Source organism: Ruegeria sp. H9, from assembly GCF_056532915.1.
Genome location: NZ_JBQFNX010000004.1, coordinates 116,285 through 141,143, shown reverse-complemented (window position 1 = coordinate 141,143; position 24,859 = coordinate 116,285). Strand labels below are relative to the sequence as shown.

Here is a 24,859-nt window from a genome sequence, read left to right as displayed (position 1 = left end):
ATGATCATACCAGCGGCAGCGGCGGCCTGGTTTCTACCTTTTGTTCTGCCGATCTGTTTCTACGTTGCCTTTACGGATATGCGTGAGATGCGGATCAAGAACCACGCTGTCGTCGCGCTGGCGGTTGTTTATCTCATCGTCGGGCTTATCGCATTGCCACCGTGGTCCGGTCCGTGGATCCCCGGCAACATCGGGCCGTTAACCCTGACCCTGCCTGTCTACGGATGGCAGCTGCTTCACATGGTTGTCCTTCTTGTTATCGGCATCGTGCTAAATGCAGCTGGTGTGATGGGGGCCGGAGACGCGAAGTTCTGTGCCGCAGCCGCAGCGTTTGTCTGGGTCGGTGACCTGATGTGGGTCATGGTGATTCTGACGGCAACTCTGCTGGGAGCGTTCTTTGCACACCGGTTGGCGAAATACACCCGGCTGCGCCAGATCGCACCACATTGGGAAAGCTGGGATCGCGGCAAACAGTTCCCTATGGGTCTGACGCTGGCTGGCAGCCTCGTTGTTTATTTGATTTTGGGCATAATCCACGGATCGTGAACAATCATCAGCGCGCCTTGCCCGCGCCTTTGTCCTGCCACAAATCCGCGCCAAATTCTTCCAAAGCGGCCCCGCAAGGGCCTTTTGCGTGATTTTTGGATGGACGAGCCCCGCTCATGAATATGCAGACCTCCTCTGTGATTGCCCCCCCTGCCCCTAAAGGCCTGGGAGAAATGCAACTTCCGCTGGTGATGATGCGGGACATTCTGTTGAAGACCGTCTTTCGCAAGAACGTGGATACGGTCAGCGAAATTGCGGGTGCCATCTGTCTGCCCGGGTCCGTGACACAGGAACTAGTTGATATCGCACGCGAGCAGAAACTGCTTGAAGCGACCGGGACTCTGAACGCCAACTCCGGCAATGAAATGGGCTATCAGCTGACCGATGCGGGCAAAGCGCGGGCGTTGGACGCGTTGAGCCAGTCTGAATATTTCGGTGCGATGCCGGTGCCGCTCGATGTTTACCGCGAGCAGGTCAAGCGCCAGTCGATCCGCAACATTCAAGTCACTCGCGACCAGCTAACTGGCGCGATGGGCCATCTTGTTCTGCCCGACAGCCTGCTGGATCATCTGGGCCCGGCGGTCAGCGCCGGTCGCTCAATTCTGATGTATGGCCCTCCGGGCAATGGTAAATCCTCGATCTCGAACGGCATTCGTGATGCTTTGGGGGACAACGTCTATGTTCCGCGCGCAATCGAATATGCCGGTCAGGTGATTACGGTCTACGATCCGATCGTGCACACCGCGATCGAGCAAGAAGAGGACGATCCCAACAGTCTGCGCCGTCGCAAGCGGTTCGACACTCGCTATGTTCAATGCGAACGTCCCACCGTTGTGACTGGTGGTGAACTGTCACTGAGCATGCTGGATTTGGTCTACAACCCCACCGCGCGTACCTATCAGGCGCCTTTGCAGCTGAAATCCACCGGCGGCATCTTCATCGTGGACGACCTTGGACGTCAGGCAGAGCCCCCTCAGGCCCTGATCAACCGCTGGATTGTTCCGCTTGAAGAAAGCAAGGATATCCTTGGCCTGCAATCGGGTGAGAAGTTCGAAGTACCATTCGACACGCTGGTTATATTTTCGACCAACTTCCACCCGAATGAGATTTTCGACCAAGCGGCCCTGCGCCGGATTTTCTTCAAGATCAAAATCGACGGCCCGAACCAAGAGAACTTCCTGAAGATCTTTGCCATGGTCGCCCGCAAGCGCGGTATGCCACTAGACGAGGCGGCGTTGGTGCATTTGCTGAAGGTCAAATACCCGACCATCAACAACATCTACGCAAACTATCAGCCGATCTTCCTGATCGACCAGATGATCTCAATCTGCGAGTTTGAGGGTATCCCTTATCAGATGAGTCCGGACCTGATCGACCGAGCCTGGGCCAACATGTTCGTGAAGGAAGAAAAGATCATTCACTGATCCCCTTGTCCTGGTTTCCATGGCCTGAGGGCTGCGCTAGGTTTGCCGGATGGTGCAGATTCCCCCGGCAATCCAAAACTGGTTTTCGAACAAAGGCTGGTCGATTCATCCACATCAGCAAGAAATGTTTGAGCGGGCGAATGATCCCGCGACCCTTCTTATCGCTCCAACTGGTGGCGGGAAAACCATGGCCGGGTTTCTGCCTTCCCTGGCCGAGTTGGCGCTGGGGCAGCATGACGGATTGCACACGCTTTATGTGTCTCCTCTCAAGGCGCTGGCAGCGGATATCAGGCGCAATCTGCGCGTTCCCGTCGAGGAAATCGGCCTACCAATTCGGATCGAAGATCGCACCGGCGACACATCGGCCACGCAGAAGAAACGCCAGCGCGCCGATCCTCCACATATCCTGCTGACCACGCCCGAGAGTCTGGCGTTACTTACTTCATACGAAGATGCTCCGCGCATGTTTGCTGGGGTCCAGCGCATTGTTGTCGACGAAATACATGCACTGGCAGAAAGCAAACGGGGGGATCAATTGATGCTGGCGCTGGCACGATTGCAGACACTCTGCCCCGATCTGCGCCGCGTTGGCTTGTCCGCCACTGTTGAAGACCCCGAAGGCATCGCACGATTTCTAGCCCGCAATCCCGATCCTTGCCGAGTTATTCAGGCTGATCCCGGCCCTGACCCCGATATCTCGATGCTGCAAACACAAGAGATGCCGCCATGGTCGGGCGGTGGCGCAGCCTATTCCATCCCCGCTGTGATGGAGCAGATCAAAAAGCACAAGACGACACTTATCTTTCACAATACTCGGGCGCAGGCCGAGATTTTCTTTCACAACCTCTGGCTCGCCAACGACGACGCTCTGCCCATTGGTATTCACCACGGCAGCCTGGATCGGCAACAACGCGAACGGGTCGAGGCTGCGATGGTCAGGGGTGATCTGAGGGCAATTGTCTGCACCGGCAGCCTCGATCTGGGGATCGACTGGGGCGATGTGGATCTGGTGATCCAGATCGGCGCGCCGAAGAACGTCAAGCGGCTGGTGCAGCGGATCGGGCGCGCAAATCACCGCTACAATGCCCCTTCCAAAGCTATTCTCGTCCCAGCCAACCGGTTCGAAGTGGTCGAATGTGTTGCTGCACTGGAAGCTGTGCAAGAACATGATCTGGATGGCGACCCCCGCGGGCCAGGACCCAGGGACGTTTTGTGCCAGCATATTCTGATCGCCGCCGCAGCGGGACCGTTTGATGCAGATGCACTCTACGCCGAAATAACGGCTGCCGGGCCTTATGCGCAGATCACCCGTGCTGAATTCGATGCCTGTTTGGAATTCTGCGCCACCGGTGGATATGCTCTGCGAGCCTATGATCGGTGGCAGAGGCTACAGCAGCGCCCGGATGGAGCCTGGCAATTGCGCGACCCGAGGGCGGCACAACGTATCCGCATGAACCTTGGCACGATTCAGGACACCGACACGCTGAAGGTTCGGCTTAAGCGCAATCGCGGGGGCAAGCCTCTGGGTGAGGTAGAGGAGGGATTCGCGGCCTCGCTAACCCCTGGTGATACCTTCCTGATCGGTGGTCAGATCGTCCGCTATGAGGGTCTGCGAGAGATGGTGGTCGAAGTCAGCCGCCGCGCTGACCGCAAGCCCAAGATCGCGACCTTTTCGGGTACTAAGTTCGCCACGTCCACCCAGCTGAGCGACCGAATCCTACGGATGTTCGCGCAGCCGGATTGGCCTCAACTGCCCGGACATACTGCCGAATGGCTGGGTCTTCAGCGCGAGATATCACGCCTGCCGCAAAGTGACCGCCTGTTGATTGAGAGCTTCCCTGACAGGGGGCGCGAGCATCTATGCGTCTACGGATTTGCCGGCCGCAATGCGCAACAGACGCTGGGCTTGCTGTTGACCAAACGCATGGAGGAAACCGGCCTTGCGCCGCTGGGATTTGTAGCCACTGACTATGCCACCTTAATCTGGGGGCTGGATGCGGTGACCGATCCGCGCCCACTATTTCAGTTGGACGCGCTACGAGAAGGATTGGAGACTTGGCTGGCGGGTAACGCCGTGATGAAACGCACATTTCGTGCTTCGGCCACAATCGCGGGCTTGATCGAACGCAACACTGGTGGGCAGCGCAAGAGTGGTCGGCAGGCGACATTTTCGTCAGATATCCTCTATGACACCTTGCTGAAATACGATCCTGAACATCTGCTGATGCAAATCACCCGCGAAGAGGCCATGCGCGGGTTGGTCGATTTCGGACGGATCGAAGCCATGGTCGCCCGGATCGGAGACCGGATTGACCTGCTGCGGCTAGACCGCGTCTCACCCCTGGCGGCGCCTCTGTTCCTCGAAGTTGGCAAAGTCCCCGTCAAGGGTGAAGCCGAGGAACGCCTGCTTGCGGAAGAAAGTGCCCGTTTACTGCAGGCGGCCGGATTGCAACCGGCATAAACCACTTGCGCAATCCGCAAAATCGTATGAAGAACGGATCATGAACAAGATCGCGTTTTCATTTGCTGGCCAAGACCTGACTGCGCTTGGGTCGGGCGCACTATGGTGGCCGGAACAGGGCTTGCTCTGTGTTTCCGATCTGCATTTAGGAAAATCCGAACGGATCGCCCGCAGGGGCGGCCCGACCTTGCCGCCGTATGACAGCCGCGAAACATTGACCCGATTGGCAAGTGATCTTGCCCGTACCGGTGCCACGACGGTCATCTGTTTGGGGGACAGTTTTGACGATCTCGATGCCTCGGGCGCGTTGGCTGCTGAGGATAGGCAACAGATCACCGCAATGCAGGCTGGTCGACGTTGGATCTGGATCGAAGGGAACCATGACCCCGGCCCGGTAGAAATGGGCGGCACACATTTGTCCGAGTGGGCTTGCCACGATCTGATTTTTCGCCATATCGCCCAGCAAAACAGTGCAGGTGAAATCTCGGGCCACTACCACCCTAAAGTTAACCTGAATGCCCGAGGGCGCTCGATCACCCGCCCGGCTTTTTTGTTGGATCAATCACGTCTGATCCTTCCAGCTTATGGCGCTTACACAGGGGGGTTGCGCAGTTCAGCAGAGGCTCTGAGCGGCATCATGGCGCCGGATGCGCGGGCAATTCTGACCGGTGCGCAGCCTCAACTCATCCCGATGCCCAGATAGGTTCTAGAGCAACCCGTCGTCCACGAGCTGTTGCTTGTATTTCCTGCTGACAGGAACCTGATCGCCGTTGCTTAGGTGCAAAAAGGATTTTCCCTTTTCTTTTTCGACCCCAACAATCGCCGAATCCACGACCCAGTGTGAACGGTGCGTACAATGGCCTTGTACCGGCTCCATCTCGGCAATCGCGTCGGTAAAGCGCGAGCGGATTGTAAACGTACCATCGGACGTGACCACGTCGACATAGTGATCGCGCACGGTTAACCGATAAACCTGCCCCTCGAAAGTGGCGGGCAAACGATTGAAAAGACGTGGTCTGGGTTCGAATACCGGTGCTGCGGTTTCTTCCCGCTGACGCACCAGCAAAAGTCCGGTGGCGAAGAGAAGACCATAAGGGGCGACTTTCAATATGCCCGGTGCCATCAATCCATTTAGCGTGAACAGAATCCAGGTCAGAAACCACAGTGATGGTGCAAACAATGTCAGGATCAACAGGACGAAGGCAAAATCACGGACCAGCAATCCGGATCGATTTAGCCGTTCGCGTACCAGCTTTCCAGCCGACCAAGTCGCTGCAAGCGCGAGCAGCATAACACCTGTCCAGAACACCATCCGCTGACTGAATGGCAGTGTCATATCCCGAAAGGGGGCAAAGGAATACGCCAATAAAGGAATAAAAACGAGGCCGGCCACTACCCGTTGAAGGCTTATTAACGAGAAGATCGGACTCAGCTTCATCATACCAGGTAACGCACCTCGCCAAAGGTAAAACCATGAAACACGAACAGACAGGATTATAACCCCTTAAACGGCTGGAATAGAAGGATTATCACCGACCGACGCTAGGTCAAGTCAAGATGTAGTTATATAAATATCCTAATCTAATGAAAAAGGCCGGAGAGCTTTTCGCTCTCCGGCCAATTCAATCATGGACGTTGCGCCCGGATTGAACTCGGAGTTTGCAATTAGGCAGTCAGGCCTTCCGGTTCAGGCAAGCCGTTTGCGCGGCAAGCCGCGGTGAGCGTGTTCGCAAGAAGGCAGGCGATCGTCATAGGGCCAACTCCGCCGGGAACGGGGGTAATCGCACCAGCGCGTTCTGCCGCAGTGGCGTAGTCAACGTCGCCAACCAGCTTGTTCTTGCCGTCGCGTTCGATCCGGTTGATGCCGACATCGATCACGGTTGCGCCTTCCTTGATCCAGTCACCCGGAACCATCTCGGGGCGACCAACTGCGGCGACCACAATATCAGCACGGCGCACAACATCGGGAAGGTCTTTGGTGCGGCTATGCGCGATGGTCACGGTGCAACTGTCGCCCAGAAGCAACTGCGCCATCGGCTTACCCACGATGTTCGACCGACCGATCACTACAGCATCCATGCCGGACAAAGAGCCGTGGTGATCGCGCAACATCATCAGACAGCCGAGCGGAGTGCACGGCACCATTGACTTCTGACCTGTTCCCAGCAGGCCCACATTCGAGATGTGGAACCCGTCCACATCCTTTGCCGGATCGATCGAGTTGATCACCAGATCTTCGTTCAGATGCTTGGGCAGCGGCAGTTGCACCAGAATGCCGTGCACCGCAGGGTCATTGTTCAGTTTGTCAATCAGCGCCAGCAGGTCCGCCTCGGACGTGTCCACATCCAGCTTGTGCTCGTACGAGTTCATGCCGACCTCGACGGTCATCTTGCCCTTAGAACGGACATAGACCTGGCTGGCCGGGTCTTCGCCCACCAGAACCACCGCCAGACCGGGGGTGATGCCGTTCTCTTCTTTCAGCTTTGCAACCTGGTCAGCCACCTGCGCGCGCACTTTGGCGGCAAAGGCCTTTCCGTCGATAACCTGCGCTACCATTCTTTGATCCCTTCTTTCACAAAACGGATCGGGCGCACTAGGCGCCCGTTTCTTCAGTCTGGGCCGAGCACGCGTTCTTCGCGGGCAATCGACCAATCAATCAGTATACGCCAGAGCTTTTCGGCAAGATCGGGGTCCATACCCAACTCATCCGAGCTCTTGCGGACGCGCTGCACCACATCTTCGACACGTTCCGGGATGCGGGCTGGCAGGCCCTCGCCGGGTTTCAGCTGCGACGCGCGGTCGATATAGGTTGCGCGCTTTACCAGCAATCCAATCAATTGGCGGTCTAGCTTGTCGATCTGAGGCCGCAATTCCTGCATCGAATGACAGTCTTGCGGAGGTATCAGAGTGGGCATTTTGGTCTCCTGCGGCCCGGGGATATCCCCGGACCACGAGATGTCTTATTTGAGCGCTTAGAACAAGCCCTCGATCTCACCTGCGTCGTTAAGGCAGATGGTTTCGGCGGCCGGTTTGCGCGGCAGACCGGGCATGGTCATGATCTCACCGCAGACAACGACGATGAAACCGGCACCAGCGGAAAGGCGAACCTCACGCACCGGAACCGAGTGTCCGGTAGGCGCGCCGCGCAGGGTTGGGTCGGTCGAGAACGAATACTGGGTTTTCGCCATGCAGACCGGCAGATTGCCATAGCCTGCTTCTTCCCATTCGCGCAGCTGGTTGCGGATCTTGTTGTCGGCCAGAACTTCGTCGGCGCGATAGATACGCTTGGCGATGGTTTCGATCTTCTCGAACAGCGACATGTCGTCAGGGTAGATCGGTGAGAAGTTCGCGGCGCCGTTTTCGACGATTTCGACAACTTTTTCCGCCAAAGGCGCAGAGCCATCCGAACCCAGCTCCCAGTGACGCGACAGGATCGCCTCAACACCATGCTCGCCGCAGTAGTCCTTGACCGCCTGAACTTCGTCATCAGTGTCGGTGACGAAGTGGTTGATCGCGACGACAACCGGAACACCGAAGGATTTGACGTTTTCGATGTGACGACCCAGGTTGGCGCAACCTGACTTCACAGCGTCAACGTTTTCCGCACCCAAGTCAGCCTTGGCCACGCCGCCATTCATTTTCATCGCGCGCACGGTGGCCACCAGCACCACTGCCGACGGAGCAATACCCGCCTTGCGGCACTTAATGTTCATGAACTTCTCGGCACCGAGGTCAGCACCAAAGCCCGCTTCGGTGACAACATAGTCGGCCACTTTAAGCGCGGTCTTGGTTGCGATGACTGAGTTACAGCCGTGCGCGATGTTCGCGAACGGGCCGCCGTGGACGAAGGCCGGGTTGTTTTCCAGCGTCTGCACCAGGTTCGGCTGCATAGCGTCTTTCAGCAGAACGGTCATAGCGCCTTCTGCCTTGATGTCGCGGCAGTAAACCGGGGTCTTGTCGCGGCGGTAAGCAACGATGATATCGCCCAGACGCTTTTCCAGATCTTTCAAGTCGTTTGCCAAGCAGAGGATTGCCATGACTTCGGACGCCACAGTGATGTCAAAACCTGCCTCACGCGGGAAGCCGTTAGATACACCACCCAAGCTGGCAGTGATCTGACGCAGCGCGCGGTCGTTCATGTCGACCACACGGCGCCATGCAACGCGGCGGGTGTCTATTTCCTGCTCGTTACCCCAGTAAATGTGGTTGTCGATCATCGCCGACAGCAGCGAGTGGGCCGAGGTGATGGCGTGGAAGTCACCTGTGAAGTGCAGGTTCATTTCTTCCATCGGAACAACCTGCGCGTAACCGCCACCTGCGGCGCCGCCCTTCATGCCGAAGTTCGGGCCAAGCGAAGCTTCGCGGATACAGATCATCGCGTTCTTGCCGATGCGGTTCAAGCCGTCGCCCAGACCTACGGTGGTGGTGGTCTTGCCTTCACCTGCGGGGGTTGGGTTGATCGCGGTCACCAGGATCAGCTTGCCGTCTTCGCGGTCCTGTACCGAGTTGATGAAGTCCTGGCTGACTTTGGCCTTGTCATGGCCGTAAGGCAGCAGATCATCGCTGGAGATACCCAGCTTCGCGCCGATTTCCTGAATCGGCTTTTTGTTCGCCTCGCGGGCAATCTCAATGTCGGATTTGTAGCTCATTGGGCAGGGTCCCTGATTGAATTCCGTGCAAAACCGACGCACGGGCGTCGGCGCTGCGCAACATATACTGATGTACACAACACTGATGGCTAAGGATTCCGACATTTTCATGCCGCGAAACGGCGTTGCGAGAAATCGTAATGCGCAAATCGGAAACGGATTGAACCTATGGGTTCCAAAGGGGCTGATCCGGCACAAACAATTGCATCTTGTCGCCGCGTTTCAGAGCCCCCGGGCGTTCGACCCAAGCCGTTATCCCGCGTCGCCCTTTGGCCGCAGGTTTGAATGCCGCCCCGTAACCAGTGTGATCCGCCTCGATCTCACGGCCCGGAAGAACGCAGGGGGCGTTTTCCATGTCCACAGTGATCGTTAAACCGCTCTCGGCCTGCAACCGCGAAGATGGAGGGATATGAGAGAAATCGGGAATGCCCTTCAGGACAATCGAAGCCCCAAGGTAAGACGGATCAAGCGTTGCCAACTCCATCTCAGCCGCAATATCACCCAATTCCTCTGCCGACAGCACTGACAGTTGCCGCACATTCCGGATCTCGGTGCCCTTTGGATAGAGATTCGCTACTCGAACACAGGACGCCCTATTGAGCCCCTGATGCCGTTCCCCCTGAACGCCATCAAAATTCAGGTCCAAATCGTTGACAGGCTTGGCCCGCAAAGACTGGCCTGCTGGAACATGGCCCAGCCATACCACCTCGGCTGAATATTCTGTTTCACGCAAGAATGGCATGAGGCGCCCCCCTTCAATCACAGGTTAGCAGGCATAATGCCTAGCAACGCCCTGATGAAAAGAGAAAACCCGGAGGCTGGCTCCGGGTTTTGCAATTATGCAGTGGGTTCTGGTTCCATCCCGCCATCTGGCGGCGATTTCTTGGACTTGGTCTTCGGGATGGCAGTTACGCTGGGGGCGTTGCCCTCATCGGGGCTGTCACCCTCATCATCGCTTTCGGTGGGCGGTTCGCCATTCATGACGCGCTTGATCTCCTCGCCGGTCAGGGTCTCATACTCAAGCAGGCCTTGCGCTAGTCGCTCCCATTCCTCGTTCTTGTCGGTCAGGATCTTGTGCGCGCGTTCATAGCCTTGCTGGATCAGGCGCTTTACCTCTTCTTCGATCAGCTCTTTGGTATGGGCCGATACCGAGAACCCGGCGGTGTTGCCCTGATAGCCTTCATGCGCCTCGGCATAGTCGATGTTGCCGACCTTGTCGGACATGCCCCAGCGCATCACCATGGCGCGCGCCAACTGGCTGGCCTGCATGATATCGCCCGCAGGGCCATTCGAGACGTGGTCCTCACCATACTTGATCACTTCAGCGGCTTTACCGGCCATGGTCATGGCCAGCTTCTGCTCACACTCATCGCGGTGATAGTTCAGACGATCCATTTCGGGCAGGGACACAACCATACCCAGCGCTCCACCGCGCGGAATGATGGTCGCCTTATAGACCGGATCGCACAGCGGCAGTTCCAGACCCACAACGGCATGGCCGGCCTCGTGATAGGCGGTTTTTTCCTTCTGGTCCTGCGTCAGCACCATCGAACGGCGCTCGGCCCCCATCATCACCTTGTCTTTGGCGTTCTCAAAGTCCTCCATGGTGACAAAGCGACGACCGACGCGGGCGGCCATCAATGCGGCCTCGTTCACGAGGTTCGCCAGATCAGCACCCGAAAAGCCCGGCGTGCCGCGCGCGATAATGCGCAGGTCGACATCGGGGCCTAGAGGCGTCTTGCGCGCGTGAACGCCCAGAATCTTCTCGCGGCCTTTGATGTCGGGGTTGCCGACGGTCACGTTACGGTCAAATCGGCCCGGACGCAGCAGCGCGGGGTCCAGAACGTCCTTCCGGTTGGTGGCAGCCAGAATGATCACGCCTTCATTGGCCTCGAAACCGTCCATCTCAACCAGCAGCTGGTTGAGAGTCTGTTCGCGTTCGTCGTTACCGCCGCCATAGCCAGCACCACGATGGCGCCCCACGGCGTCAATTTCGTCGATGAAGACGATACAAGGCGCGTTCTTCTTGGCTTGCTCGAACATGTCACGCACACGCGATGCACCAACACCAACGAACATTTCAACGAAATCGGAACCCGAGATCGTAAAGAACGGCACACCCGCCTCGCCCGCAATCGCACGGGCAAGCAGCGTCTTACCAGTGCCCGGAGGGCCAACCAGCAGCGCGCCTTTGGGAATCTTACCGCCCAAACGCGAAAATTTCTGCGGGTTGCGCAGGAATTCCACGATCTCTTCCAGCTCTTCCTTGGCCTCGTCGATGCCCGCAACGTCGTCGAACGTCACCCGGCCGTGCTTTTCGGTCAGCATCTTGGCCTTGGACTTGCCAAAACCCATCGCGCCACCTTTGCCGCCACCCTGCATCCGGTTCATGAAATAGACCCAGACGCCAATCAACAGCAGGAAGGGCAGCAGCGTGATCAGGAACGACTGGAAACCCGATTGCTGCTGCTTTTCAGCACGTACGGGGATGTTCTTGTCGATCAGCAGCTTCGTCACCTCGGCATCGGTGGGTTTGATGGTGACAAAGTCCTGATTCTCATTCGTGCGATAGCGGATCTGTTCGCCATCCAGCGTCACGCTGGTGACGTCTCCGGCGTCCACGGCGCTGACGAATTCGGAATAGGTGCGTTCATTGTTCTGAAGCGACCCGCTGGGTCCACTGAACAGGTTGAACAGTGCCAGGATCAGCAGAAACAGAACGACCCAGAAGGCGATATTGCGAGCGTTGCCCAAGGAAAATCTCCCGAAAGGTTTCGGCAGGTCGGGACCTGCCGGGGTTGATCCTTAAAATAGAGAGGATTGTGGCAGGTTCAATGAGATAAAATCACCGCATCGAAGTCGGACCTTTCTGGAAGCAGTTCGGCGCGCCATTCGTTTGCAAAACCGACCAGGGGTGCAGCCAATAGAGTGCCTTCGGCCCAAACCGAGGGCGTCGACAACACTGCAGCGCGAGGTTTGCCCACAGAGCGCCAGTTTTCCAGCTGCAATATACCATCCTCACCAAGCGCCCGGATTTCCGCAACTTCAGTTTTTGGCCCGGATATAATCCAACGCCTGTCCCAAGGTTCTGAGGGGTGCGCGTGCTGATTGCTGACGGCGTTTAGCTCTCTGCAAATCCAAGTTTTTTTGCCTTCCGGGGTAAAAATACAGCCCCCAAGGGTGGCCGTCTGAGCAGACGATATCGAATCCAACACTTGATCCACCGCTTTGTGTCGTGGCGGATACTCTCCCCCTGCGATCCATGAAACAGACGCGGTCACAAGCCGACGACGGATTTCTTCGGGCAGAGTTTCGAAACCTTCGCGATCAATGCAAAGATCGCCATCCGTCACCGTCATGCACCGGAAAGCGGATTCTTGCGCGTATTGCGCCAATGCTTCACGCGCTTGCGCCATATTTTCAGCGACCCGTGATAATGACTCTGCCGTGATCCCGATTTGATTTAATCCGGAAAGTGCCTGGCGGGCTTTGATCCGGTCAAAACGAGGGTCCTGATTCGACGGATCATCAATCCACGAAATACCTTGCGCAGTCAGATATTCCCGAAGATCGGAGCGTGTCGTGGACAGCAATGGGCGCAGCAATGTGACCCGACCTTCTTTTCGCGATACAGCCATGGCCGAAAGCCCCGAAACGCCCGAAGCACGGGCCAGCCGCATCAGTACCGTTTCAGCCTGATCATCCTCCGTGTGGCCCAGCGCAACTGCCTCTAGGCCCTTCGATTCGGCCCACGCGACCAGCAACCGGTATCTCGCACGCCGCGCCTGATCCTGCAGATTTCCGGATCCATCCCACCCCTGCCATTTCAGCGTTTCATGAGGAATGCCTAAGCGCTGCGCCAGTGTCGCGACGGCCAAGGCCTCTGAGGCAGATTCAGCTCGCAGACCGTGATCAACGGTCGCCGCAAACAGCTCGATCTGCTCTTGTCGCGCGATATCAAACAGCAAATGCAACAGGGCGGTCGAATCGCTGCCCCCTGATACTGCCACCCCCAGCCGGCGCGGTGGTGGATCCGGCAGACCCGCCCGCAGATTTGCCCGAAGCGTATCGGCGTCAGAGGTCAAGAACAGCCCAGCGTTGCCATTTCCTGTGTGGCCGAAGCAGCTGGTGCCGATGCCGGAAACCGAACGCCAACTTCGCCGAGAGTGATGCAAGCCTGATCGGTTTGGCCCAGCTGTCCAAGCGCTGCGCCCAACTCAAACAACGCCTCGGGTGCCAGAGGCCCTTCGGAGTCGCCCGTGAAGCTGGCCAGAAAGGCGCGCGCCGCTTCGCGTGTATCGCCCACCCCTTTCAGCGCCTGCCCGCGCCGCAGGTTGGCTTGGCTCGCCAGCGGGCTGCCCGGATAGGACTGGTCGAATTGCGCAAACAGATCGGCCGCGGTCTGGAAATCACCATCCACCAGGGCCTGCGAAGCGGCATCAAAATCCGCTTGTTCACCGACTGCAAGCTCCCCCTGATCAGTGACCGTGGGTTGCGTAGGGTTGGGGGTGGGTGCCACAGCCACATCGGTCGATGTCTCACCACCCAGCGTTGAGGTTTCGCCCAGCGCGCTCAGATCACCGCCTTCAAGTTCAACCAGACGAAACTCCAAATCACCGATACGGTTGGTGCCATCGGTCACGACATTCTGCACCCGTTGGTTCAACTGCTCGGTCTGGCGTGTCAGGCGCTGCAATTCTGCCTCGATCGCATCAACGCGCTCAAGCACGGAACTGCCGGACAGGTTTGGCGCGGGGGACCCAGTGGTTGAAAACTCGCGCTTGAGGCGTTGGATTTCCACGTGAAGCACCGTCAGCTCCTGACGGATATCCGCCAAAGTCTGCTGATCCTGAGCCTGTGCCACACCAGCGACGGTCACGACCGCCGCCAGAACCAATCCTGCAATTCGCATCATCTTACCCCAAGGTTGAGCCGGTCAGCACCGTCACCGCGCGGCGGTTTTTGGAATAGCAATCCTCGGTGCTGCAAATTTCGATCGGGCGTTCCTTGCCATAGCTGACGGTGGTCAACCGGTTGCCTGCCACCCCGCGCGAGATCAGATACTCCCGCGCCGCATTGGCCCGGCGAGCTCCAAGCGCAAGGTTGTATTCGCGCGTGCCCTGCTCGTCCGCATGGCCTTCGATATTGGCGACAAAATCCGGATTGGCGAGCAGCCAATCGGCCTGCCCTTGCAGAATTGTTTGCGCCTGCGGGCTGAGCGTGGACTGATCGACTGCGAACAGGACCCGGTCACCAACTGTCTGCTGGAAATAGGCTGGCGAACGCGGATCACTGGGTGAGCCCGGAACCAGCGCGCCGCTGCCACCAGCGCCGCCACCCAGAGCCGACGGATCATTATTGGAACAGGCCGCAATCAGGGTCAGCGCCCCAATTGCCGCGACTTTGCTCAACAGTTTCATCTCAAGTGCCTCGTGTTTCGTTGTTTATTGCCGCGCTTCTATCACATTGCGGGTTTGTTGTGAACTTTACCTGGTGTCTGTTCCGATCAATTCTGCAGTGGCCCCCAAGACGGGTCGCTACCGCCATCCGGCGTTCTAACAGGACGCAAGTTACGGCCCGAAATATCCACAGAGTAAAGCGTCGATCGACCGCTTGCACCCTGCGTTTCGCGGGTGAACATGATGACCCGCCCGTTTGGCGACCATGTGGGACCTTCGTCCAGGAACGAGGCGGTCAAAAGGCGCTCTTCGCTGCCATCCGTGCGCATAACGCCTATGTGGAAGCGACCTTTGTTCTGCTTGGTAAACGCAATCAGATCCCCGCGAGGAGACCAGACCGGCGTGCCATAGCGGCCTTGCCCAAAACTGATCCGCGTTGCCTCGCCTCCGTTAGCGGGCATGATGTAAAGCTGCGGAGTGCCCGACCGGTCGCTTTCAAACACGATCCGACTGCCATCCGGCGCATAGCTTGGTGCAGTTTCAATCGCGGGCGTATTGGTCAGTCGCACGCTTTGGCCCGAGGCCAGATCCATTTTCCACAAATCCGTGTTTCCGCCTTGGGTCAACGAGTAAACAATTGAACGACCATCCGGAGAGAAGCGCGGTGAGAAACTCATGGTGCCTTCCTGCGTTTTCAACTCCTGCCGCTTCACGCGGCCGACATCCAGAACGTAAATACGCGGCTGACCGGTCTCGTAGCTGGTATAGAGCAACTGGTCGCCCGTCGGTGAGAACCGAGGCGCCAGAACAATCGCTGCGCTGTCGGTCAGATACTGCACATTAGCGCCGTCGTAATCCATTATGGCCAACCGTTTGCGCCGTTGATCCTTTGGGCCGCTCTCCGACACAAACGCGACACGGCTGTCGAAATAGGCGCCCTCTCCCGTGATCCGGGTATAAACCTGATCCGCGACCTTATGCGCCATGCGCCTCCAACCGTCGGTTGTTCCTGCAAACTGCAACCCGTTGCCGAGTTCCTGTCCCGAGAAGACATCCCAGACCCGGAACCGAACCGTCAGGCGCTTGCCCGACACGTTGACCGCCCCTGTCACCAGTGCTTGAGCGTTGATCGCCTTCCAATCAGCGAACTGTACCGGCGCATCGAAACTGCTGACGCGGCTGATATATGCATCCGACGAGATTTCACGAAACAGGCCCGTTCCGGTCAGGTCAGACACGACCACCCGCGAGATATCTTGTGCATATTGTGCCGCCGAGGGACCGTCAGGCACAAAGCTTGGCACGGCAAACGGCATTGGTTCGATGATCCCTTCATCGATTTCCAGACGCAGCGGGCCACCTTGGGCGTAGGCCGAGGTCGAAAGAAGGGTCAGGCCAATTAAGAGGCTGGTCAGAAGTTTCATCATTTGATCCGCATCCTCTCGGGATTGAATGTAATCTCAATATCCTGCCATTGATCGTATTTGTCAGCAGGTAGGTCATATCCTTTAGACCCACAGCGCAAAATTGCGCGCCGCGCGGTTAGAAATGCTTGTTGCGCCGAGGCAGATGAGCCACCGGAGCTATCGATCATTCGTAGACTGCCTCCGACAACCTGGCCATCTCGGGTCAACGAAAATCCGACCACGACCACGGTCTGCAGAGCGTCCGTTGAAAGCGATCCGACATTCCAGCATTTCGAAACTGCAACGCGCAGACCTTCCTTTTCACCGCTTGTCAGTGGTGGGCCCGAAGGTTCGGTGCCATTGCCCAATGCTTCGGCCAGTGCGTCATTTATCGCTTGCTCGTTTTGCGCAGGTTCAGTCGGCGCGGGCTCGGGCGTTTCTGCAACCTCGGGCTCTGGCTGGGGTGCCGGTCGGTTCGGGCGCACGCGCGGACGAGGAGAAGTTCGCGGGGCCGGATCTTCGACTTCTTCCGCCTCGGTCACAATCTCGGGCGCGGCCTCTTCCGGTGCCGTTTGATCTTGCTGTTCTTGTTGGATTTCCGCCCCTTCATCCAGCGAAACCGGAGGGGTTTCAATTTCATCCGGCTTGGCCTCGGGCGGAGGAGGAGCAATCTGCTCGGGCGCGATCTTATCCGCTGGGCTTGGTTCTGCCTCTGGGCCTGGAGGCGCAGGAAGCGCCGCCAGCTCAGGCTCGGGCTCTTCAAGCGTTGGAGGCTGTTCTATCAGTTCGGGTTCAGGTGGGATTTCCACTGTTTCTGGTTCTGGTTCCGGTTCCGGATCCGGTTCGGGTTGAGCAACCTGCTCAGGTTCGGGCGTATCTTCCGGCGTCGGGTCCAGTATTTCGATCTCATCAGGTTCTGCAGGCTGTTGCAGTTCAGCCGGGTCAGTCGGCACCTCGGGTGCCTCGCGTTGCGCGGTCATGGCCGCAAACTGCTCAGCCGAGATCACCGAGACATCCTGTACAGCCATCGGCAGCGGCTCGGACCGGAAGGTCCCGCCGATCAGCGCCCAGCCAATCAGGCTGACATGCGCAATTGCCGAAATCTTGGTGCCGGTATCCACCGCGCAGCCTCACTCTCAACCTTCGTCCAGCGTTGGCCCGCCGGTATCGGTCACAAGGCCAACGTTGGAAAACCCACCCGCGTTCAAAGCGCCCATGACCTGCATCACTTGCGCATATGGAATCGCGCCGTCGGCACGCAAGAACACGCGGTCGCTGCTGCGCTCAGCTGCGATCGCGCGCAGCTTACCGATCAGTTCTTCGCGCAGCACATCCGTGGTCTGGATCTGCACGCGCCCATCTGCGGTCAGGGTCACAGTCAGCGGCTCTTCGTTGTCACCGGGTAAGGCACTTGCGGCAGTCTTGGGCAGATCGACAGGTACGCCGACGGTCAACAATGGGGCCGCCACCATAAAGATGATCAGCAACACCAGCATGACATCAACAAAGGGCGTCACGTTGATCTCGGCCATCGGTTGGGCGCGCCCGCGCCGCCGTCCGCGCCTACGTCCGTTCACGCCCGAGCTTTGCTGAACTGCCGCACCCATCGTCAGCTATCCAACTGACGCGACAGGATAGTGGCGAATTCATCGGCAAAGGCCTCGTAGCCGCCGACGATGCGGTCACTGTCTGCGCTGAGTTTATTATAGAATATCACCGCCGGGATCGCGGCCAGCAAGCCAAGACCGGTGGCCAGCAACGCCTCGGCAATACCTGGGGCCACAACGGCGAGGTTTGTGTTCTGCTGCTCGGCAATCTCGATAAAGGCATTCATGATGCCCCAAACGGTGCCAAACAGGCCGATAAACGGCGCTGTCGATCCGACAGTGGCCAGAATGGGCAACCCTTTTTGCAGCCCCTCAGCCTCTTTCGCGATCGCCACGTCCATCGAGCGATCGATCCGCGCCGTCGCCCCTGCGATCAAGCCGCCATCGGTGCGGTGCGAGCGTCGCCACTCGATCATCCCCGCCGCGAAAATCTTCTCGGAACTGCCATCGGGCTGGGTTCCGATCTGCTCGAACAGCTCATCCAGCGGATTGCCAGACCAGAAGCTTTCATCGAATACCTGCGCCTCGCGCCGCGCGGCTCGGTAGTTGATCAGTTTCTGAATGATAATGCCCCAGGACCAGATGGATGCACCGATCAGCATCAACATCACCAGTTTGACGATAAAGGTCGCGCGGGCATACAGCCCCCACATGGAGAAATCGATCTCCTGCGCCAGCGCCAGCGTTTCAGCTTCCATGAACCTGCTCTTTGTTTTGCCTGATGGCCATTTGGCCTTGTTTTGCCAAACGCTAACGCAGATGGAGATGAAAAGCCAACAGAACCACCCCGGAGGCTGAAAATGTTACATCAATGCGCGAATCTCTGCCGGAAGACGAACGGGCTTACCTAGCGCATTCATGCAGACAGCCGTTACCTCGGCGCGGAAAATCACGGTCTCGCCACGCATGACCAATTGCGACATTGTCAACCGAGCGCCCGATAGCGAAACCATCTCGGTCTCGACCATCAGCTCGTCTTCAAACCTAGCGGCGGCGAGATAATCCGCCTCGATCCGCCGCACGACCCAGACAATGCCTGCGTCCCGCATTGCGTTCTGATCATTACCCAGTTTACGCACCCAGTCCGACCGGGCGCGTTCGATGAATCTCAGATAATTTGCGTGATAGACCACGCCTCCCATGTCGGTGTCTTCGTAATAAACACGGACCGGGTAGTGATGCTTCATTGCGACGGCTCCGATCTGGCGAACAAGCGCAGCGCATGAGAGGGATCCTGCGCGGCACCGGGCAGAACAGGATCGTAGGCGGCGCGGATCAAGGCCGCAATATCAGGCCGCAAGATCGTCGCGTCACCAGCAATCGCCAGAGGTGAGGCGCTGCGAAAGGCAGTATCGGACCAAAGCAGGATCGTTTGTACAACCTGGTTTAGCGCCAGCGTTTCTGCCGGCACTTTCGACAGCTCTTTGTCCATGCGCAAAAACACAAATGCCGCGCGGATAGCGCCGTCATCCTCGAACCGAAATATGCGATACTGATTGGCATCGGCAGCCACCAGCCGGTCAACCAGTGGAGCCAGATCCGGGATCAGGCGATCCAGATCGGGCACGTCCAACAATTCCTGCCACTCACGGAAGAAGAACACCATGCAATTGGCACCCAGTTCGGGATCCGTCTCGGCCATCTTGTGATTTGCCAGAGTGACAACCGCCTCGAACGCACCTTTTACGGTCGACAGCGTTTCATCCTCGACACCAAACACGATGGGCACGATGGGTCTGCCCCAGCGCGCAAACAGAAACTCACCGCTATCGCGTGTGAACAGCGCCTCAATCTCATCGGGTGTCACGCCCCAGTCCTTCTTCTCGATTTAGATACGACCGCCTGAGGCTTAAAATCTAATGCGCCCCACTTCAACCAAACAGATCGCTCTGTCCTTTGGGTGCAGCCATCCCCAGATGCGTCCATGCCTTTTGCGCCAGCATCCGTCCGCGCGGAGTGCGCTGGATCAGGCCTTGCTGCAGGAGATAAGGCTCGATCACCTCTTCCAGCGAATCCCGGCTTTCGGACAACGCCGCCGAGAGTGTTTCAATCCCCACTGGCCCGCCCGCATAGTTTTCGGCAATCAGCTTCAAATACCGGCGGTCGGCCCCGTCCAGACCAAGGTTATCGACCCCCAGCCGGGTCAGTGACCCATCCGCCAAGTCGCGCGTAATCCGCCCATCGCCTTCAACAATGGCAAAATCCACCACGCGTCTCAGCAGACGACCGGCGATCCGTGGTGTTCCACGAGACCTGCGCGCGATCTCACGCGCGCCTTCGTCATCCGCAGGTGCGCCCAGTTTGCGGGCATTGCGGGTGACGATCTCGTGCAACTCGTCGACCGTATAGAACTGCAGCCGGGTCGGGATGCCAAACCGATCGCGCAACGGCGTGGTCAGCAACCCCATCCGCGTTGTCGCCCCGACCAGCGTAAATGGCTGCAGCTCGATCCGTACAGTCCGCGCCGCCGGACCTTCACCAATGACAAGATCCAGCTCGAAATCCTCCATCGCGGGGTACAGCACCTCTTCGACCGCCGGGTTCAGACGGTGAATCTCGTCGATGAACAAGACATCCCGCGATTCCAGATTGGTCAGAATCGCCGCCAAATCCCCCGCCTTGGCCAGAACCGGCCCCGAGGTCATGCGGAAATTCACTCCCAACTCGCGCGCCATGATCTGCGCAAGCGTGGTCTTACCCAATCCAGGTGGACCATGGAACAGCGTGTGATCCATCGCCTCACCGCGTTGGCGGGCCGACTGGATGAAGATGCGTAGGTTGGCCCGCGCCTCGGCCTGACCAATGAATTCATCCAGCCCCTGCGGGCGCAGGGCGCGGTCATTGTCCTCGGGCATCGGTTCGGGTCGCAGGGCGGGATCAGCGTCTACCATTCAGTTACCCTTTCACTCAGCCCTTGGGGGCCAGTAGCTTCAGCGCGGCGCGTATCAGATCGGCCTCGCCCGCATCTGGCATATTAGCCGCTGCCTCGGCCACGGCCGATGCCGCCTCGGACGGTCCATAGCCCAGATTGCCCAACGCCGACAGCGCATCCGCAGAAGCAGCGGCAGCGCCCGAGGCCGGTTTGGCCACCCGTTTCGGAACAGGCGCAGGCTCGGTCGTCTCAACCACTTCAAGTGCCGGGCCATCCATCGCTTCGGTCACCGTGCCGCCCATCGCCATCACACCCGGGGCCTTGTCCTTGAGGTCAAGAACGATCCGTTGCGCGGTCTTGGGGCCGACACCCTTTGCGGCCTTCACGGCCCCCCAGTCGCCCAAGGCAATCGCGCGGCTGACACCATCGGGCCCCAGCGCACTAAGAATGGCCAGCGATACCTTCGCACCCACACCCTGAACCGAGCACAGCAGACGGTGCCATTCCTTCTCGACCAAGGACAGAAAACCATAAAGCTGCATCAGGTCTTCGCGCACGACCATATCGGTGTAGATTGACATTGCCTCACCCACCCCCGGCAGGGCCGCCATGGTCCGGTCCGAGCAATAGACGATATAGCCGACCCCCCGCACGTCGATCAGAACGTGATCCGCCGCGCGGTAGTCCAGCCGTCCACTGAGCTTGCCGATCATGCGCGTACCTCTTTCATCCGTGCCTGCGGTGCGGCGCCATAGTAGGAATGGCAGATGGCAATCGCCAACGCATCCGCAGCATCCGCCCCTTTGGGGGAACAACCGGGCAGTTGGAGTTTGACCATATGCAGAACCTGCTCTTTTTCGGCGTGGCCGACGCCCACCACCGTTTTCTTGACGCGGTTGGGGGCGTACTCGCCAACCGGCAAACCCGCCTTCGCAAGCGTCAGAAGCGCAACACCACGCGCCTGACCCAGTTTCAGTGTACCGGCCCCATCCTTGTTGACGAAGGTCTGTTCAATTGCCGCCTGATCTGGTTTGTGCTCGGCGATGACTTCGACGATTTGATTGTGTAGCGACAGCAGCCTTTCCCCCAGATCATCACCATCGGATTTACACAATCCATTCGCAACGTGGCTCAGGCGGCTGCCATGCGATTCGATGACGCCCCATCCCAAGGTTCTAAGCCCTGGATCAATGCCCAGAATTCGCATGTTTTGTCTCGGCCTGCTCGGGTTTGTGTGATCTTTTTTCATCGACTAGCACGAAGCGTGAACATTTTCCAAGGAAATCAACTCAAGGTCCAAAACCGACATTCATGTCGCCGCCGGTTCCTCGCGGCCTGTTTGCGACCGGGTTAGGTTCGTTTTCGACGCTTATCCGATCGAACTTTAACCAATGATTTAAGGGGTTTTCATCAATTTCGAGCGTTGCAAAAAATGCATAGGACACATGCAATTTCTGAGCTTGCGCACGGCGAAACTCATCACTAGATGCCGCTCAGATCGCAAGATCAGAGTTTAACACAAACCAGAAGGAAACAGGATATGGCTGCACTGGATACCACCCGCACCACCACTGGCTCATTCGGCCTCGTCGGCCGTATCGGCGCACTTTTTGCATCGGTTGTAAACGCCGTTGTTGAATGGAATGACGCCCGCGCAACCCGTAACGCGCTGAACGGTCTTTCTGACCGCGAACTGGACGATATCGGACTATGCCGCGGCGACATCGACGTTGTCGCCGAAGGCCGCCGTTACTGAGATAACGGACTACCGCATACGCCCCTTCCTCCTCCCTGTGGGGCAAACAGAAACACCGCACGCCGTGAGGCATGCGGTGTTTTTGTTAGGAGGGTGCAAGATATCCGGTTAGAACCAAACCTTGTTCAGTTGGCTCGAGAAAAACGCGGTCACCGGATCGGCCTGCATGATCCAGGCGCCAGCTTTCTCAACCGGCGTGCCCTGATTCAGGCTTTCAACACGCGTTTCGTACGCAGTCGGGCCAAGATGAGACAGTAAAAAGGCCTTGAAGGCAAAGAAGCCAACCAAACACAGTAACAAAACCCTCGCTGGAACTGCTGAACGCATACGCTGTGGTTTCATCACCACCAGCCCGTCTGAGCGCAACGTGGCACGATAGCCGCGGCTGAGTTTCTGGTGCTTTTTGTTCAAACGCGAGATGCGTTGATCGAATTCGAGTTGTTTTCCTGTCATGGCAGCCTCCGAAAACCGCCCCCCGAGTGCATTGAAAGACGGTAATTAGAGAATGCGACAAAAACGTGGCAAAAATCCACAAAACTCCCGTAAATGGCCTAAATTCAGCCCTGTTTGCTTAAGATTAGCGTCGTCCACTCACCAATCCGATCCTGGCGAACCAGATTGAAGCCGTTTTGGAGATAAACCGAGATCACGTCATCGGACTGTTCATTGAGGATTCCCGATAGAATCGCTTGTCCACCCCCCCGCAGGTTCGCCGAAATTTCAGGCGAAAGGGCCACGAGCGGACCTTTTAGGATATTGGCGAATATCAGATCGTAAGGCGCATGCGCCTTCAGATCCGGGTGATCGAAACCTGCAGCTTCAACACATTTAACCGCACCCGCCATACCGTTCGCCCGAAGGTTGGCCTCGGCCACGTCGACGGCAACCTCATCAATGTCGCTGGCGATGATATCGCCATCCCAAACCCGAGCTGCGGCCATCGCCAGCACGGCAGTACCGCAGCCGATATCGGCAACTTTGGTGGCCGTGAACCCATGATCCAGAAGATGGTCCAAAGCCTTGAGGCAGCCAAGCGTTGTCCCATGGTGCCCTGTGCCAAATGCCATCGCAGCTTCGATCAGCAGCGGAATGCGGCCTTCGGGCAGTTTGTCGGCATCATGGCTTCCATAGACAAAAAACCGGCCGGCCTCGACCGGGGCTAGTTCGCGGCGGACATGGGCGACCCAATCCGTTTCGGGCAGTTCCGAGACCACAAAGGGCTTGGCCTCGAACGCGGCGGCCAGAACCGCCAGCGCGGTTTCATCCGGGGTTTCGGTAAAATAGCCGCCGACCTCCCACAGGCCCGAGCCATCCTCGACCTCGAACACGCCGACGCCGGTTGGTTCCGGGTCCAGCCGTTCCATCGCCTCGCCCAATCCTTCGGCGGCTTTCTTGCCGGTCAAAGTGGTCAGAGCAGTGAATGTTGGCATGGGGGCCTCCTGTTTCGATCGAAACAGCGCCTAGGGGCACCGACCGCCAAGGTCAAGCGGAGTCGCTTATTCGGCGGGCGCGGGGGCGTATTTCGACAGGATGGTTTCGTTGCCCGGTTCCGGATGACGCGGGATCAGTAATGACAGCAGAAGCGAGATGATCGCCATTGCAGCGGCCAAACCAAACACAGCGCCGGGCGAAACCACCCATAGCAGACCTAAAAGTGCTGGCAGGAAAACAGCGGCGATATGATTTATGGTAAATGCCACCGCCGCAGTGGGCGCAATATCCGCCGGGTCGGCGATCTTCTGGAAATAAGTTTTCAAAGCCAACGCCAGAGCAAACAGCACATGGTCGATCACATAGAGGATCGCCGCCAGCAGCACGCCCCAGCTAAACCAGTAGATGCCGCCATAGGCTGCGAAAACGATGGCGAGCCCGGCATATTCAAAGATCAGAGTGCGGCGTTCGCCAAACCGCGCGACTGCCTTGCCCAGCAGCGGAGCCGCCATCATGTTGATCATAAGGTTGATCAGGTAAAGGCTGGTCAGTTCGTGTACTTCAAAGCCGAATTTCTCGACCATCATGAAACCGGCGAACACGACAAAAATCTGCCGCCGCGCGCCCGCCATGAACTGTAATGCATAATACAGCCAGTAGCGGCGACGTAGGATCAGCTTCTTGGTCTGCGGCGTCGGTGCGTCGAATTGCGGGTAAGCAATCAAGCAAAACACTGCCAGCAAAGTTGTCACACCGCCTGCCGCCATGAACACGAAGTTATAGGACAGGTCGAAGCGGTCCCATGTCAGGACGATCAAGCCATAGACCACAGCCGTCGCAGCCGAGCCCATAGCCACCAGCCAGCCAAGCACCTGCGGCGCACGGTCTTTAGGCAGCCATTGCAGCTGCAGTGACTGGTTCACCGTCTCATAGTAGTGAAACCCGATCGAGCTGAACAGCGTCACAAACAGCAACCCGCCAAGGCTGGGAAACCAGGCCGTCACCGCCGTCGCCACGCCCAACATCATCAATGAGATCATGGCCAGTACCTGCTCGCGGATGAAAATGATCACCGCAATCACGCCAACGGCCAGAAAGCCCGGAATCTCGCGTACCGTGTGCAAAAGCCCGATATCCGCCCCGTCGAAGTTCGCCGCCTCGATGACGAAATTGTTCAGCAATGCACTCCACGCGTTAAACGCGATCGGCATGGTCAACGCCATCACGAACAAGAGCGTCATAGGGCGGCGCCAGAGCGGAAGACTCTGCGCCTCAGACAAGGGCATGGGTTTCAGCATGAGAATGCTC

General features: G+C 58.0%; 26 protein-coding genes. 5 read left to right on the top strand and 21 right to left on the bottom strand.

Annotated features, from left to right (window positions below; genetic code table 11):
- The 4 genes from ACR0CZ_RS16660 to pdeM all read left to right on the top strand — a co-directional run bounded on the left by ACR0CZ_RS16660 (position 1) and on the right by pdeM (position 5,134).
- Positions 1 to 546, top strand: coding sequence for a prepilin peptidase (locus ACR0CZ_RS16660; RefSeq protein WP_170397363.1), 546 nt, complete (start codon positions 1 to 3; stop codon positions 544 to 546).
- 116 nt (positions 547 to 662) lie between these two features.
- Complete coding sequence (locus ACR0CZ_RS16655; protein WP_170397365.1) at positions 663 to 1,970, top strand: ATPase; 1,308 nt, start codon at positions 663 to 665, stop codon at positions 1,968 to 1,970.
- A gap of 49 nt (positions 1,971 to 2,019) precedes the next feature.
- The gene (locus ACR0CZ_RS16650; RefSeq protein WP_170397367.1) at positions 2,020 to 4,431 is read left to right on the top strand and encodes a ligase-associated DNA damage response DEXH box helicase; all 2,412 of its coding nucleotides are present in this window, start codon (positions 2,020 to 2,022) and stop codon (positions 4,429 to 4,431) included.
- A gap of 40 nt (positions 4,432 to 4,471) precedes the next feature.
- Positions 4,472 to 5,134, top strand: coding sequence for a ligase-associated DNA damage response endonuclease PdeM (gene pdeM, locus ACR0CZ_RS16645; protein ID WP_170397369.1), 663 nt, complete (start codon positions 4,472 to 4,474; stop codon positions 5,132 to 5,134).
- Positions 5,135 to 5,137: 3 nt separating this feature from the next.
- Here pdeM and ACR0CZ_RS16640 read toward each other — a convergent pair whose 3' ends face one another.
- From ACR0CZ_RS16640 to ruvC, 18 genes are all read right to left on the bottom strand, one after another.
- Positions 5,138 to 5,767, bottom strand: a complete 630-nt coding sequence (locus tag ACR0CZ_RS16640) for a LytTR family DNA-binding domain-containing protein (RefSeq protein ID WP_255612017.1) — start codon at positions 5,765 to 5,767, stop codon at positions 5,138 to 5,140.
- A gap of 329 nt (positions 5,768 to 6,096) precedes the next feature.
- A complete protein-coding gene (folD, locus tag ACR0CZ_RS16635) occupies positions 6,097 to 6,987 on the bottom strand; it encodes a bifunctional methylenetetrahydrofolate dehydrogenase/methenyltetrahydrofolate cyclohydrolase FolD (RefSeq protein WP_170397373.1) in 891 nt (296 codons plus the stop codon).
- Between the two features lie 53 nt (positions 6,988 to 7,040).
- A complete protein-coding gene (locus ACR0CZ_RS16630; protein WP_170397374.1) occupies positions 7,041 to 7,346 on the bottom strand; it encodes a chorismate mutase in 306 nt (101 codons plus the stop codon).
- A 57-nt stretch (positions 7,347 to 7,403) separates the two neighbouring features.
- Positions 7,404 to 9,080, bottom strand: coding sequence for a formate--tetrahydrofolate ligase (locus ACR0CZ_RS16625; protein WP_170397376.1), 1,677 nt, complete (start codon positions 9,078 to 9,080; stop codon positions 7,404 to 7,406).
- A 166-nt stretch (positions 9,081 to 9,246) separates the two neighbouring features.
- On the bottom strand, positions 9,247 to 9,822 hold the full coding sequence (locus ACR0CZ_RS16620) for an MOSC domain-containing protein (RefSeq protein WP_170397378.1): 576 nt from the start codon (positions 9,820 to 9,822) through the stop codon (positions 9,247 to 9,249).
- Positions 9,823 to 9,917: 95 nt separating this feature from the next.
- A complete protein-coding gene (ftsH, locus tag ACR0CZ_RS16615; RefSeq protein ID WP_170397380.1) occupies positions 9,918 to 11,834 on the bottom strand; it encodes an ATP-dependent zinc metalloprotease FtsH in 1,917 nt (638 codons plus the stop codon).
- A gap of 77 nt (positions 11,835 to 11,911) precedes the next feature.
- Positions 11,912 to 13,165, bottom strand: a complete 1,254-nt coding sequence (tilS, locus tag ACR0CZ_RS16610) for a tRNA lysidine(34) synthetase TilS (RefSeq protein ID WP_170397382.1) — start codon at positions 13,163 to 13,165, stop codon at positions 11,912 to 11,914.
- Positions 13,162 to 13,992, bottom strand: a complete 831-nt coding sequence (gene ybgF / locus ACR0CZ_RS16605; RefSeq protein ID WP_170397770.1) for a tol-pal system protein YbgF — start codon at positions 13,990 to 13,992, stop codon at positions 13,162 to 13,164. Before ybgF ends, tilS begins: the two co-directional genes overlap by 4 nt.
- 4 nt (positions 13,993 to 13,996) lie before the next feature.
- Positions 13,997 to 14,500: a peptidoglycan-associated lipoprotein Pal gene (pal, locus tag ACR0CZ_RS16600; protein ID WP_170397385.1), complete on the bottom strand. Its 504-nt coding sequence runs from the start codon at positions 14,498 to 14,500 to the stop codon at positions 13,997 to 13,999.
- Positions 14,501 to 14,586: 86 nt separating this feature from the next.
- Positions 14,587 to 15,906, bottom strand: a complete 1,320-nt coding sequence (gene tolB / locus ACR0CZ_RS16595) for a Tol-Pal system beta propeller repeat protein TolB (protein WP_170397386.1) — start codon at positions 15,904 to 15,906, stop codon at positions 14,587 to 14,589.
- The gene (locus ACR0CZ_RS16590; RefSeq protein WP_170397388.1) at positions 15,903 to 17,006 is read right to left on the bottom strand and encodes a ribonuclease E domain-containing protein; all 1,104 of its coding nucleotides are present in this window, start codon (positions 17,004 to 17,006) and stop codon (positions 15,903 to 15,905) included. Before ACR0CZ_RS16590 ends, tolB begins: the two co-directional genes overlap by 4 nt.
- Positions 17,007 to 17,021: 15 nt before the next feature.
- Positions 17,022 to 17,492, bottom strand: a complete 471-nt coding sequence (tolR, locus tag ACR0CZ_RS16585) for a protein TolR (protein WP_170397390.1) — start codon at positions 17,490 to 17,492, stop codon at positions 17,022 to 17,024.
- A 2-nt stretch (positions 17,493 to 17,494) separates the two neighbouring features.
- A complete protein-coding gene (tolQ, locus tag ACR0CZ_RS16580) occupies positions 17,495 to 18,190 on the bottom strand; it encodes a protein TolQ (RefSeq protein ID WP_170397391.1) in 696 nt (231 codons plus the stop codon).
- A gap of 105 nt (positions 18,191 to 18,295) precedes the next feature.
- Positions 18,296 to 18,679 (bottom strand): tol-pal system-associated acyl-CoA thioesterase, encoded by a 384-nt coding sequence (ybgC, locus tag ACR0CZ_RS16575; RefSeq protein WP_170397393.1) that lies wholly within the window; start codon positions 18,677 to 18,679, stop codon positions 18,296 to 18,298.
- Positions 18,676 to 19,299 (bottom strand): hypothetical protein, encoded by a 624-nt coding sequence (locus ACR0CZ_RS16570; RefSeq protein WP_480537212.1) that lies wholly within the window; start codon positions 19,297 to 19,299, stop codon positions 18,676 to 18,678. Before ACR0CZ_RS16570 ends, ybgC begins: the two co-directional genes overlap by 4 nt.
- Positions 19,300 to 19,363: 64 nt before the next feature.
- A complete protein-coding gene (ruvB, locus tag ACR0CZ_RS16565; RefSeq protein ID WP_170397397.1) occupies positions 19,364 to 20,383 on the bottom strand; it encodes a Holliday junction branch migration DNA helicase RuvB in 1,020 nt (339 codons plus the stop codon).
- A gap of 16 nt (positions 20,384 to 20,399) precedes the next feature.
- Positions 20,400 to 21,077 carry a Holliday junction branch migration protein RuvA gene (gene ruvA / locus ACR0CZ_RS16560; protein WP_170397399.1) on the bottom strand — a complete coding sequence of 226 codons (678 nt, stop codon included), beginning with the start codon at positions 21,075 to 21,077 and terminating at the stop codon, positions 20,400 to 20,402.
- Entirely contained in the window at positions 21,074 to 21,571 is a 498-nt protein-coding gene (gene ruvC / locus ACR0CZ_RS16555) for a crossover junction endodeoxyribonuclease RuvC (protein ID WP_170397401.1), read from the bottom strand. The genes ruvA and ruvC overlap by 4 nt, the downstream gene beginning before the upstream one ends.
- 333 nt (positions 21,572 to 21,904) lie before the next feature.
- Here ruvC and ACR0CZ_RS16550 point away from each other — a divergent pair, with 333 nt between their 5' ends.
- Positions 21,905 to 22,120: a DUF1127 domain-containing protein gene (locus tag ACR0CZ_RS16550; protein ID WP_170397404.1), complete on the top strand. Its 216-nt coding sequence runs from the start codon at positions 21,905 to 21,907 to the stop codon at positions 22,118 to 22,120.
- A 108-nt stretch (positions 22,121 to 22,228) separates the two neighbouring features.
- On the opposite strand, the gene ACR0CZ_RS16545 is transcribed toward ACR0CZ_RS16550, so the two are convergent.
- From ACR0CZ_RS16545 to ACR0CZ_RS16535, 3 genes are all read right to left on the bottom strand, one after another.
- Positions 22,229 to 22,573 (bottom strand): hypothetical protein, encoded by a 345-nt coding sequence (locus tag ACR0CZ_RS16545; RefSeq protein ID WP_170397406.1) that lies wholly within the window; start codon positions 22,571 to 22,573, stop codon positions 22,229 to 22,231.
- Between the two features lie 104 nt (positions 22,574 to 22,677).
- On the bottom strand, positions 22,678 to 23,550 hold the full coding sequence (locus ACR0CZ_RS16540; RefSeq protein ID WP_170397408.1) for a 50S ribosomal protein L11 methyltransferase: 873 nt from the start codon (positions 23,548 to 23,550) through the stop codon (positions 22,678 to 22,680).
- Between the two features lie 66 nt (positions 23,551 to 23,616).
- Positions 23,617 to 24,849 (bottom strand): MFS transporter, encoded by a 1,233-nt coding sequence (locus ACR0CZ_RS16535; RefSeq protein WP_170397410.1) that lies wholly within the window; start codon positions 24,847 to 24,849, stop codon positions 23,617 to 23,619.
- Between the last annotated feature and the right edge of the window lie 10 nt (positions 24,850 to 24,859).

What these genes read in the sequence shown, in the direction of transcription:
- ybgC (WP_170397393.1), bottom strand. Translation starts at nt 18,679, where the DNA reads ATGAAGCATCACTACCCGGTCCGTGTTTATTACGAAGACACCGACATG.
- ACR0CZ_RS16650 (WP_170397367.1), top strand. Translation starts at nt 2,020, where the DNA reads ATGGTGCAGATTCCCCCGGCAATCCAAAACTGGTTTTCGAACAAAGGC.
- ACR0CZ_RS16620 (WP_170397378.1), bottom strand. Translation starts at nt 9,822, where the DNA reads ATGCCATTCTTGCGTGAAACAGAATATTCAGCCGAGGTGGTATGGCTG.
- tolB (WP_170397386.1), bottom strand. Translation starts at nt 15,906, where the DNA reads ATGATGAAACTTCTGACCAGCCTCTTAATTGGCCTGACCCTTCTTTCG.
- ACR0CZ_RS16540 (WP_170397408.1), bottom strand. Translation starts at nt 23,550, where the DNA reads ATGCCAACATTCACTGCTCTGACCACTTTGACCGGCAAGAAAGCCGCC.
- ACR0CZ_RS16545 (WP_170397406.1), bottom strand. Translation starts at nt 22,573, where the DNA reads ATGACAGGAAAACAACTCGAATTCGATCAACGCATCTCGCGTTTGAAC.
- ACR0CZ_RS16655 (WP_170397365.1), top strand. Translation starts at nt 663, where the DNA reads ATGAATATGCAGACCTCCTCTGTGATTGCCCCCCCTGCCCCTAAAGGC.
- ybgF (WP_170397770.1), bottom strand. Translation starts at nt 13,992, where the DNA reads ATGCGAATTGCAGGATTGGTTCTGGCGGCGGTCGTGACCGTCGCTGGT.
- pdeM (WP_170397369.1), top strand. Translation starts at nt 4,472, where the DNA reads ATGAACAAGATCGCGTTTTCATTTGCTGGCCAAGACCTGACTGCGCTT.
- ACR0CZ_RS16625 (WP_170397376.1), bottom strand. Translation starts at nt 9,080, where the DNA reads ATGAGCTACAAATCCGACATTGAGATTGCCCGCGAGGCGAACAAAAAG.
- ACR0CZ_RS16630 (WP_170397374.1), bottom strand. Translation starts at nt 7,346, where the DNA reads ATGCCCACTCTGATACCTCCGCAAGACTGTCATTCGATGCAGGAATTG.
- ACR0CZ_RS16535 (WP_170397410.1), bottom strand. Translation starts at nt 24,849, where the DNA reads ATGCTGAAACCCATGCCCTTGTCTGAGGCGCAGAGTCTTCCGCTCTGG.
- tolR (WP_170397390.1), bottom strand. Translation starts at nt 17,492, where the DNA reads ATGGGTGCGGCAGTTCAGCAAAGCTCGGGCGTGAACGGACGTAGGCGC.
- ACR0CZ_RS16660 (WP_170397363.1), top strand. Translation starts at nt 1, where the DNA reads ATGATCATACCAGCGGCAGCGGCGGCCTGGTTTCTACCTTTTGTTCTG.
- ruvC (WP_170397401.1), bottom strand. Translation starts at nt 21,571, where the DNA reads ATGCGAATTCTGGGCATTGATCCAGGGCTTAGAACCTTGGGATGGGGC.
- ruvA (WP_170397399.1), bottom strand. Translation starts at nt 21,077, where the DNA reads ATGATCGGCAAGCTCAGTGGACGGCTGGACTACCGCGCGGCGGATCAC.
- folD (WP_170397373.1), bottom strand. Translation starts at nt 6,987, where the DNA reads ATGGTAGCGCAGGTTATCGACGGAAAGGCCTTTGCCGCCAAAGTGCGC.
- ACR0CZ_RS16550 (WP_170397404.1), top strand. Translation starts at nt 21,905, where the DNA reads ATGGCTGCACTGGATACCACCCGCACCACCACTGGCTCATTCGGCCTC.
- ACR0CZ_RS16640 (WP_255612017.1), bottom strand. Translation starts at nt 5,767, where the DNA reads ATGACACTGCCATTCAGTCAGCGGATGGTGTTCTGGACAGGTGTTATG.
- ruvB (WP_170397397.1), bottom strand. Translation starts at nt 20,383, where the DNA reads ATGGTAGACGCTGATCCCGCCCTGCGACCCGAACCGATGCCCGAGGAC.
- pal (WP_170397385.1), bottom strand. Translation starts at nt 14,500, where the DNA reads ATGAAACTGTTGAGCAAAGTCGCGGCAATTGGGGCGCTGACCCTGATT.
- tolQ (WP_170397391.1), bottom strand. Translation starts at nt 18,190, where the DNA reads ATGGAAGCTGAAACGCTGGCGCTGGCGCAGGAGATCGATTTCTCCATG.